Source organism: Pseudomonas sp. BNK-45 (assembly GCF_047456255.1).
Lineage (GTDB): Bacteria > Pseudomonadota > Gammaproteobacteria > Pseudomonadales > Pseudomonadaceae > Aquipseudomonas.
In genome coordinates this window covers 4299853-4310561 of record NZ_CP179909.1, presented here as the reverse complement: position 1 = coordinate 4310561, position 10709 = coordinate 4299853, and the positions used below count along the sequence as shown (strand labels likewise).

The window sequence follows — 10709 nt, the reverse complement described above, 5'->3', positions numbered from 1 at the left end:
GTAAGGACATTCAGAACAATGGATATCACCCCAGCGAAGGCTACACAGGACATCCGCCTGCCCAATCAGCGGCCGGCCCAGCGAGCATCGGGTACGTCGGCGCCACGACCGCGGCGACAGATCGGTGACGGCCCCCGGGACGCGGCGCCCGCACAGACGCCGCGAGTAGCGATTGTCGGCTTTTCCGGGCGCTTTCCCGGCGCCGACAATGCCGAGCAATTCTGGCAGTTGCTGATGGAGGAGCGCTGCGCCATCAGCGAATTGCCGTACTGGCACCTGCCGGGCATCGCCGAGCGCGCGCACCTGCGCGAAACCTTCAGTTGCCCCGGCGGTTTCATCAACGATCCCAGCGCTTTCGATGCCGACTTCTTCAAGATTTCCGCCCGTGAAGCCGAGGCCATGGACCCCCAGCACCGGCTGGTGCTGGAGCAGACCTGGGCCGCGTTCGAAGACGCCGGCCTCTGCCCGCACGCCTTGCGCGGCAGCAACACCGGGGTGTTCATCGGTGTGTCGTCCGCCGACTACAACGGGCTGCTGGCCCGTGCCGAGGCCGGCACCCATGACGCCACGGGCAACGCCCATTCGATCATCGCCAACCGCATTTCCTTCCTGTTCGATTTCCATGGCCCCAGCGCCCCCATCGATACCGCCTGCTCCAGTTCGCTGGTGGCGATACACCGGGCGGCGCAGGCGATCCTCAACGGCGACTGCAGCCTGGCGGTCGCCGGCGGGGTCAACCTGTGCTTCGAGCCCATGGTGTTCATTGGCGCGCTCAAGGCCGGCATGCTCAGCCCCACGGGGCGCTGCAAGGCCTTCGCCGCCGACGCCGACGGCTATGTCCGGGGCGAAGGCGTCGGGATCCTGATCCTCAAGGATTATCAGCAGGCCCTGGCCGACGGCGACGCCATTGTCGCGACCATCATCGGCTCGGCGGAAAACCATGGCGGCCATGCCAACTCGCTGACCGCCCCCAACCCCAGGGCCCAGGCCGAGCTGATCAAGCAGGCTTGCCGCGGCATCGATATCAGCAGCATCGGCTACATCGAAGTCCACGGCACCGGCACGCGCCTGGGCGATCCGATCGAAATCAGCGGGCTCAAGCAGGCGTTCGCCGAGCTGGGGGCCGCGCCTGAGCAGCGCTGTTACCTGGGCTCGGTGAAAACCAATATCGGCCACCTGGAATCGGCGGCCGGCGTCGCCGGGGTGATCAAGACCCTGCTGGCCCTCAAGCAGGGGTACCTGCCCAAGAGCCTGCACAGCGAGCAGCTCAATCCCTATATCGATCTGAGCGCCAGCCCCTTCGAGGTGTTGCAGGCCGGGCGGGAATGGCCGCCAGCGACCGACCAGCGCGGGCAGCCGCTGCCACGCCGGGCCGGGGTCAGCTCGTTCGGTTTTGGCGGGGCCAATGCCCACGTGGTGCTGGAGGCAGTGCCGGCGCCGACCACGGAGGTGGAGCCGGGCGTGGCGGCAACCGCATTCGTGCTGTCCGCCAGAACCGCCGAAGCCCTGCAGGCGCGGGTCCAACAGTTGATCGAGCTGATGCAGCGCCAGCCGCAACTGCCCCTGGCCGAGCTGGCCGCCAGCCTGCAACTGGGCCGCGAGGCGATGGAGTATCGGCTGGCGATCATCGCCCACAGCCGCGACAGCCTGTTGAGCCAGCTGCGGGCCAGCGGCCCGGGCGAGGGCGCCAGCCCCGTCGGCCAGATCGCACCGCAGCAAGTGCTTGACGCCCTGCAACGCCAGGACCTGGTCACCTTGCTGAAGCTCTGGCAGCAGGGCGCGAGCGTGGACTGGCGGTCGCTCTATTCGCAGCCGCTGCCACGGCGCCTCTCGCTGCCGACGTACCCGTTCAGCCGCGAGCACTACTGGATCAGTGCATCTGCAGCACTGCAGCACAGGGGGCCGGCGGCCTTGCATCCGTTGCTGCAGCGCAACACCTCGGACCTTTCGGGGCAGCGCTTCAGCAGCCGGTTCAGCGGCAACGAATGGTTTTTCAGCGAACACCGGGTCAACGGCCTGAAGGTCCTGCCGGGGGTGGCGTACCTGGAAATGGCCAGGGCGGCGGTTGAGCAGTCACTGGCCGCCGAGGGCGCGCTGGTGAGCCTGAAAAACATCGCCTGGCGCCAGCCCATGGGGCATGCCGGCGCCGACCTGGACATCGATATCGAGCTGACCGAGCAGGATAACGGCGAAATCCGCTTCGAGATTCGGGGCGCCACGGCCGACGGCCCGAGCTATTGCACCGGTGTCGCCCTGGTTGGCAGCGCCGAGAACCTGACGCCGCTGGACCTTCATGCCATCGAAGCCGCCACCCAGGAGCAGCGGATCGCGCCGGAGCAGTGCTACACGCACTTTGAGCAGATGGGACTGGCCTATGGCGAGGCCTTTCGCCGGCTCGGCAGTTTGCAGGCGGGCAATGGCCAGGTCCTGGCCCGGTTGCAGTGGCAAGCGGCCAGGGATCCGTGCCGCTTGCCTCCCGGCCTGCTCGACAGCGCCTTGCAGGCGGCACTGGGGCTGGCGTTGCTGGAGCCGGATCAAGCGCACTCCGCACACCAGCCGCTGGTGCCCTTTGCACTGGACAGGATGATCCTTGGCGACCTGCAACTGCTGGAGCAACCCTGCCGGGCCTGGGTGCGCTACAGCGCCAGTCATCAGCCGGGGCGCATCAGCAAGCTCGACCTGGACATCTGCGATGAACAGGGCCGCGTCGCGTTGCGCCTGCAAGGTTTCTCGTCGCGGACACTGGAACCGGCCAGCGTGCCCCAGCTGGTGATGACGCCGCTGTGGCGCGACAAGGCCCTGGCCAATCCCACCCAGCGTCACCTGGCTCGGCAACTGGTGGTGCTGGCCGCCGCCCCCTCCCTCGACCTTGTGCCATTGGCCGAGCAATGCCAGGCCCTGACGGGCATGGGGCGGCAGGTCCGCATCGAGTGCTTGCCGGCGGTCGCGCAGGACCCCGCGCAGGCGCTGCCGGTCCTGGCCGGGTGGCTGCTGGAGCGCTTGCGCGCCGGCCCGGCGGACACCCTGGTGCAACTGGTGCTGGTCGACCCTGAGCAGGCCACCGCGAGCCACACCGCGCTGCTGGCGTTGTTGAGAACGGCGAAGAACGAAGGCCTGATCGCCGCCGCCCAGGTCATCGAGCTGCAGGGCAGCCTCAGCCCGCAGTGGCTGGTGGACAACGCCCGGGAGGACGATGAGCGGATTCGCTACCGCAACGACCAACGTCAGGTGGCGTCCTGGCAACAGGCCTCGCCGGCCCGGGGAACCGCCCCGGCATGGCGTGCTGGCGGGGTTTACCTGGTGACCGGCGGCACCGGTGGCCTGGGATTGTTGCTGGCCGAGCATATGGCGCAGCAAGGCCTGGGCATCAGCTTGATCCTGGCCAGCCGTTCGGCCGGACAATTGTCGGCCGAGGCCGCCGGACGAATCGCCGCAATCGGGGCCTTGGGCAGCAAGGTGCGCCTGGAGACCCTGGACGTCGCCGACCCCGCCGCGGTCGAAGCCTTGATTGCTCGGTGCGAGCAGGCATCGGGCGGCCTCAACGGGATTTTCCATTGCGCCGGTATTACCCGCGACAGCCTGCTGCAGAACAAGAGCGCGGCCGATCTGGCGGCGGTGTTGGCGCCCAAGGTGGCGGGGGTGCTGAACCTGGACCGCTCCAGCAGCCATCTGCCGCTGGATTGTTTCGTGCTGTTTTCATCGGTGAGCGCGCTGATCGGCAATCCGGGGCAGGGCGACTATGCCCTGGCCAACGCGTTCATGGACGAGTGGACCGGCTGGCGCAACGCTCAGGTACAGGCCGGCCGCCGCCAGGGCCGCACGCTGGCGATCAACTGGCCGCTGTGGCGCAACGGCGGCCTGCAGATCGACGGGCAACGCGAACAACTGATGATCCAGCAGACCGGCATCCAGCCCTTGAGTGACCGTGGCGGCCTGGACCTGCTGCAGCGGGTGCTGGCCGACACCAGCGGCGCCGAACGCTGGATGGTGCTGGAGGGGGATATCGCCCGGATCAGGCACTTCATTGCCGAGCGCTGGCACGAGCCGCAAGCGCTCCTGTTCGATGAGCCCGCCGCCGCAGCCGTGGCCCCTGTGCCAGCACCAGTACCAGCGGCGGCGCAGGCCGTGCCGGATGAGCTGGAGGCGCTGGCGGTGCGCTATTTCAAGCAACTGCTGTGCAACACCCTCAAGCGGCCCCTGGAGAAGATCGACCGCGACGCGTCGTTCGAACGCTACGGGGCCGACTCGATCATGCTGGCCGAGCTGACCAGCCAACTGGAACGCACCTTCGGCTCGCTGCCCAGCAGCCTGCTGTACGAGTACCAGACGGTGGGGGAGCTGAGCGCCTACTTCAGCCGCCAGCACCCGCAGGCCCTGCGCCAGTTGCTGGTGCCCGAGCGGGCCACGCCCCGCACGCCCGAGGACGCCAGCCTGGCGCCGCGTCATGCACCAACCCCAACCCCGGCACCGGCAGTGCAGCGGCAGCGCAGCCGCCAGCAACGCCAGGCGCCGCCGGCGGCCAACCACCGCGACCTGGCGATCATCGGCATCAGCGGGCGTTTTCCGGGGGCTGAAAACCTGGAAGTGTTCTGGCGCAAGCTGGCCGCGGGTGAGGACCTGATCGGCGAGGTGCCGGCCTCGCGCTGGGATCACCAGGCGTACTTCGACCCGTCCCGCGAGCGCTTGGACAAGACCTACTGCAAGTGGGGCGGCTTTCTCGACGGGGTCGAGGATTTCGATCCGCTGTTTTTCAACCTCTCGCCGCGAGAGGCCCCGATCATCAACCCCAATGACCGGCTGTTCCTGGAAACCTGCTGGAACCTGCTGGAAAGCGCCGGGATCACCCGGCAGCAGGTCAAGCAGCGCTATCAGCAGCAGGTCGGGGTGTTTGTCGGGGTGATGTACCAGCAATACCAGGCGTTCGAGGCCGATCTGGTGCGCGAATCCCTGGTCTCGGTGACGTCCTACAGCGCCATTGCCAACCGGGTGTCCTATTTCTTCGACTTTCAAGGGCCGAGCCTGGCGATCGATACCATGTGCTCATCGTCGATCTCGGCGATCCATGCCGCCGGCGAGGCGCTGCGCAATGGCGACTGCCGGCTGGCGATCGCCGGTGGCGTCAACCTGACCCTGCACCCGAAAAAGTACATCGGCCTGAGCGTCGGCCAGGTCCTGGGCAGTCATGCCGGCAGCCGTAGCTTCGCCGAGGGCGACGGCTATCTGCCGGCCGAAGGCGTGGGCGCGGTCTTGCTCAAGACCCGGGCCGACGCCGAGCGCGATGGCGACCCGATTCTGGCGCTGATCAAGTCCACCGCGACCAACCATGGCGGCCATACCCATGGTTTTTCGGTGCCCAGCGCCAAGGTCCAGGCTGCGCTGATCGCCAGCAACTTCGAGCGCGCCGGGATCGACCCGCGCACCGTCAGTTATGTCGAGTCGGCGGCCAATGGCTCGGCCATGGGCGACGCGATCGAGCTGAGTGCGCTGAACCGGGTGTTCAGCGAGGCGGGGGTCGCGCCCCACAGCTGCGCCATGGGTTCGGTCAAGTCCAACATCGGCCATGCCGAAGCCGCCTCGGGCATGTCGGCGCTGAGCAAGCTGGTGCTGCAGCTGCAGCACCGGCAGTGGGTGCCGTCGCTGCTGCTGGGCCCTCTGAACCCCAAGCTGGACTTGGCGCAGTCGCCGTTCGTGCTACAACGCACGCTGGCCGACTGGCCGCAGCCGGAGCTGGACATCGATGGCGTGCGGCAACGCGTGCCGCGCCGGGCCTCCCTCAGCGCATTTGGCGCCGGGGGCTCCAATGCCCACCTGATCATCGAGGAATACCCGAGCCCGCCCGAGCCGCCAGCCCAGGAGGAGGGCGCTGTGCATATCGTGCCGCTGTCGGCCGTCAGCAATGCTTCGTTGCAGCAGGCCCTGGTCCGCCTGGCGGAGCACCTGGACGGGCATCCCCAGGTCCGGCTCAAGGACCTGGCCCATACCCTGCAAAGCGGACGTGAAGCGATGCCGCTGCGCCTGGCGTTGCGGGTCGGCAGTTGCGCCGAATTGCGCAAGCTGCTGGCCGAGATCCTGGGGACGCTGGAGCCGGGGCAACCCATGACCGCCCTGTCCGCAACCGATTGGCCCCTGGCCTATGGCGATGTCGAGGCGGTGCCGGCGGCGCTGGCCAGCTTGTTGTGCGGCCCGGGGGGCGAGGCCCTGGGCGAGGGGCTGATCGCCGCCCAAGACCTGCAACAGCTGGCGCTGTTCTGGACCCAGGGCGGCGAGGTGCCGTGGCACAGGCTCGCGCAAAACAGCGGGGCACGCCTGATCGCGCTGCCCACCTATGCCTTTGACAGAAAGCGCTACTGGCTGGAGCCACCCGGCGCGCCCGAGGCCCAGCAGGATGCGCTGCCCGAGGCCGATACCCCCTTGCACGTTACGGGAGCCCCCTCCGAAACCGCCGCCGAACAGGGCCGGCGCCTGCTCGCCGAGCTGTTGGGGATGCAACCCAAGGAGTTGTCATCGGGCAAGCCCCTCAGCGCCTACGGTGCCGATTCCATCGTGATGCTGCAGTGGGCCATGCAGGTGCAGACCCGGATTGATCCGCGGGTGGCCCTGGCCGACCTCCAGCAGTGCTCGACCCTGGGCGAGGCCCTGCAATTGCTCGGCCGGCACGCCACGCCGGCCAGCGCCCCAGACCCGGCGCTGCCTGCGCAGATCCTCGATCTGTTGAGCGGTTCGAGCTCACGCTTTCCGGAGCTGCAACGGCTCAATGCGGCGCCTGGGGGGCGGCCGGTGTTCTGGTTCCATGGCGCCCTGGGGGGCTGTGAAATCTACCAGGGCCTGGCCCAGCATGTTCAACGCCCGTTCTACGGCCTCCAGGCCAGGGGCTGGATGACCGACCGCGCGCCGTTGCAGGGGATCCAGGCGATGGCGGCCTATTACGTTCAGGTCATCCAGTCGGTCCAGCAGCAGGGGCCCTATGACCTGGGCGGGTACTCCCTGGGGGGCATGCTGGCTTATGAAGTGACCCGCCAGTTGCAGGAGCTGGGGGATACCGTCAGCAGCCTGGTGATGCTCGACTCGCCGGACGTGACCGGTGAGCGTACCGCGCGCCTGGCCGACAAGACCCGGTTGCTGCAGACGGTCAACATGTCCTTGCAGATGACCATCGGCCAGACCCCCGAGCGCTTCGCCGAGGTGTTGATCCACCGTGACGCGATCGACCTGTCGCTGCCGCCGGCAGACTATCTGCAGCAATTGACCACGCTGGCCCGCCAGCGCGGCCTGAAGGCCAGCGACGAGCGCCTGCAGCAGATGATGGCGCAAGTCACCCGGCTGCAGCAGGCGTATCAGGTCGAGCACTATCGGATCGAGCCCCTGCCCAGGGCAGCGGAAGTGGCCTGTTACTACTTCCGCAACGCCAGTGGCTTGTGGATGGGCGAACTGGAGCCGTTTTTCTCCACCGACAGCCAGGAGTTCGCCGCCTTCAACCACGCCGACTATTGGCAGACGTGGCAGCGGCAACTGCCGAACTTCGAAATGATCGAGGTGGCTTCGGCCAACCACATGACGTTGCTGACCCAGCCGGACGTGTTCAGAGTGATCGCTCGGTTCTGCGCGGCCCTGTATGCCGAGAAGCGGGTGGAGAATGCCGTTGGATAGGGCCGCGAGCGATCTCTCCACCCTTGGGGTGAAGGGCTCAGGCGGCTTTTTTCAAACGCCAGAGTTTGTACGCCAGATGGCCATTGCGGTAGGCCTTGACCCCGCTCTCGTCGAAGAAGTGCAGCATGGTGTCGAAGGCGTGCCAGACCTCGGGCGGCAGCGGTTCACTCTGCTGTTTCTTCTCGGCCACCAGTTGCTTGAGCAGGTGCTTGAGATGGCCCTGGTCGCTTTCGAAGGCCCTGATCACGCCATCGGAAATGTCGGCATGTTCCTCCACCTTGAAGCCGGCGTGCTCAATCATTGCCTGGTGCTGCTCCAGCACGTTGCTGAAGAAGTCGACACCAATGCTGTCGCGCTCGGACAGGGCGCTGGTGTTGTCGCCCTTCATGGTGTCGGCGTAGAAAAACCGGCCGTCCTGCTTCAACACACGGCGCACCTCTTCACCAAAGGTGTTGAGGTCGGGGTAGCAGTGGGACGACTCGATGTTGATGACCGCGTCGAACTGGTTATCGGCAAAGGGCAGTGCCATGGCGTCGCCATCGACGAAGGTCAGCCCGTGCAGTGGGTGCACCCGCTGGCACAGCTCGATGTGCGCCGGGCAGAAGTCCAGCCCGGTCACGGACGCCGCGCCGGTATAGCGGATGAGGTAGGCGCAATTGCCGCCGCGTCCGGAGCCGATCTCCAGAACCTTCTTGCCCCTCAGGTCGCTATCGCCCAGCAAGGTGCGAATCAGGTTCGCCGAGCACTTCTGCTCAAGGTCTTCGTCGTTGATCCAGTCGAAGTCGCTGTCTTGGCCCAGGTAGCCGTAGTTGAGGAAGGTCAGGCGCTTGTCGGGAAACATCCGGGTCATCATGTCGTACCACTGACTGATCGGCGATACGGTTTCGGTTCCTGCTGTCGTCATGTCTACCTCCGTGTCAAAAATAACTGCAGATGTGGCCGCCCGAGGAGCATAGCGGGCGCGGGCGAAGGCCCCCGAAGATTTTTTTTGTCGACGTCGCAGGCCGTTTCAGATCGGCTCCTATACTGCGAGCCGTCACGTCAGCCATCCATTTCAGGACGAAATTTATGCCGTATCTTTTTCAGGGACAGACGTCTTGCGTGGTGTTCATGTTTCCCGGCCAGGGCTGCCAGTTCTATCAGATGGGCCGCGAGCTCTATCAGAACAATTCGCGCTTCCACCGCTGGATGAACGAGCTCGACAGCCTGGTTCACGCCGAGCTGGGGCAATCGCTGATCGCCGGGATCTATCACGACAACAATCCGCGTTCGAAGGTGTTCGATGATGTGCGCCTGAGCCACCCGGCGATCTTCATGATCGAATACGCCCTGGGCAAGACCCTGATCGAGCACGGGATCACCCCGGACTATCTGCTGGGCGCCAGCCTCGGCGAACTGGCCGCCGCGGCGCTGGCCGGGGTCGTGTCGCTGCCTGAGGCGATCCGCCTGGCGGTACGCCAGGGGCAATTGTTCCACCAGCAGCAGGCCCCCTCGGGGGAGGGCGCGATGCTGGCGATCCTGGCCGCGCAATCGCTGTATCAACAACTGCCGGCGCTGCACCAGCACTGTGATATCGCCGCCTACAATGCGCCGTCGCTGATGGTGGTGGCCGGCCCGTCCAGCGCCATTGCCGAAGCCGAGCGCCAGCTCAGTGCGCAGGATGTGGTGTTCCAGCGCCTGCCGGTCAATCAGGCCTTTCATTCGCGGCATATCGAGTTTCTCAAGCCCCAGGTCGAGGCGCTGCTCGGCCAGACCCGCTTCAACCCGGCACAGATCCCGGTGATCTCCTGCCTGGACACCCCGGACATGCACCGCTTCGACAGCGACCACTACTGGCAGAGCATCCGCCAGCCGATCCGTTTCTCCCAGACCCTGGCGCGGATCGAGGCCGAGGCCGCCGAGCGCGGCGAGGCGATGATCTACCTCGACCTCGGCCCCAGCGGCACGTTGGCCAACCTGATCAAGCAGAATATTCGCGATCGGGCCTTGCCGACGATTGTCTCGGTGCTGAGCCCGTTCGGCCGCGACCTGGAGAAATTCGACGAGGTGCTGACCCTCGGCCGAGCCTTGCAGCCCTTGCCGGCCAACCCTGTGCCACCGGCCGTGCCCGCCGCGGCGGCCGTGCCAGCGGTTGAGGTGCCGGCGCCGCGGCTGGTCCAGCGTCCCGCCACGCCAGCACCGGCCGGGCCGAAACGGGTGTATGTGTTTCCCGGCCAGGGCTCGCAGCGGCTGGGCATGGGCGCCGAGCTGTTCGAGCAGTTCCCCGAGCACGTGGCGCAAGCCGACGCCATTCTGGGGTACTCCCTCAAGACCCTGTGCCTGGAAGACCCCGACCAGCAGTTGTCCAACACCCGCTTCACCCAACCGGCGCTCTACACCGTCGGAGCCCTGGCGTTTCTCGCCAAGCAGCAGGCGGATCCGCGTAAAGCCGACTTTCTCGCCGGCCACAGCCTGGGGGAATATTGCGCGCTGTTTGCCGCGGGGGCGTTCTCCTTCGAAACCGGATTGAAACTGGTGAAGAAGCGCGGCGAACTGATGGCCCTCGCCACCGGCGGCAGCATGGCCGCGGTGATTGGCCGCAGCCCCGATGAGGTCCATTCGCTGCTGGCGCAGCACGGGCTCGATGCACTGGACGTTGCCAACTACAACTCGCCATCCCAGGTGGTGCTCGCCGGACCGGTGGAGGCGCTCAGCGAAGCCAGGGAAATCTTCCAGGCGCTGGACATCACCTTCGTGGTGCTGCCGGTCAGCGCGCCTTTCCATTCGCGCTACATGCAAGGTGCGATGCAGGCCTTTGGCGACTACCTCGCGACGTTCGACTATGCGCCGCTGCACACCCCGGTGATCGCCAACATCAACGCCGCGCCTTATCGGGACCAGGCGCTGGTGGAGACCCTGACCCAACAAATCTGCGGCTCGGTGCGCTGGCTCGATACCGTGCAGTACCTGATGCGCCAGGGCCGGTTCGAGTTCGAGGAGCTCGGACCGGGTGAGGTGCTGACCAAACTGGTCAAGAGCGTGCAAAGCACCGCGGCCTTTTCGTGACGGCACACGCCACTGGA

Annotated in this window: 3 protein-coding genes; 2 read left to right on the top strand and 1 reads right to left on the bottom strand. The window is 66.6% G+C overall.

Going from position 1 to position 10709, the window contains the following annotated elements; translation table 11 throughout:
• Nucleotides 1-18: 18 nt before the first annotated feature.
• Nucleotides 19-7647 (top strand): SDR family NAD(P)-dependent oxidoreductase, encoded by a 7629-nt coding sequence (locus ACMGG8_RS19690; RefSeq protein ID WP_414158227.1) that lies wholly within the window; start codon nt 19-21, stop codon nt 7645-7647.
• 37 nt (nt 7648-7684) lie between these two features.
• Here the strand turns inward: ACMGG8_RS19690 and ACMGG8_RS19685 are convergent, their stop codons facing one another.
• Nucleotides 7685-8551: a class I SAM-dependent methyltransferase gene (locus ACMGG8_RS19685; RefSeq protein ID WP_060839244.1), complete on the bottom strand. Its 867-nt coding sequence runs from the start codon at nt 8549-8551 to the stop codon at nt 7685-7687.
• 164 nt (nt 8552-8715) lie between these two features.
• Between ACMGG8_RS19685 and fabD the strand changes: the two genes are divergently transcribed.
• Complete coding sequence (gene fabD / locus ACMGG8_RS19680; protein ID WP_414158226.1) at nt 8716-10692, top strand: ACP S-malonyltransferase; 1977 nt, start codon at nt 8716-8718, stop codon at nt 10690-10692.
• The last annotated feature ends 17 nt before the right edge of the window (nt 10693-10709 follow it).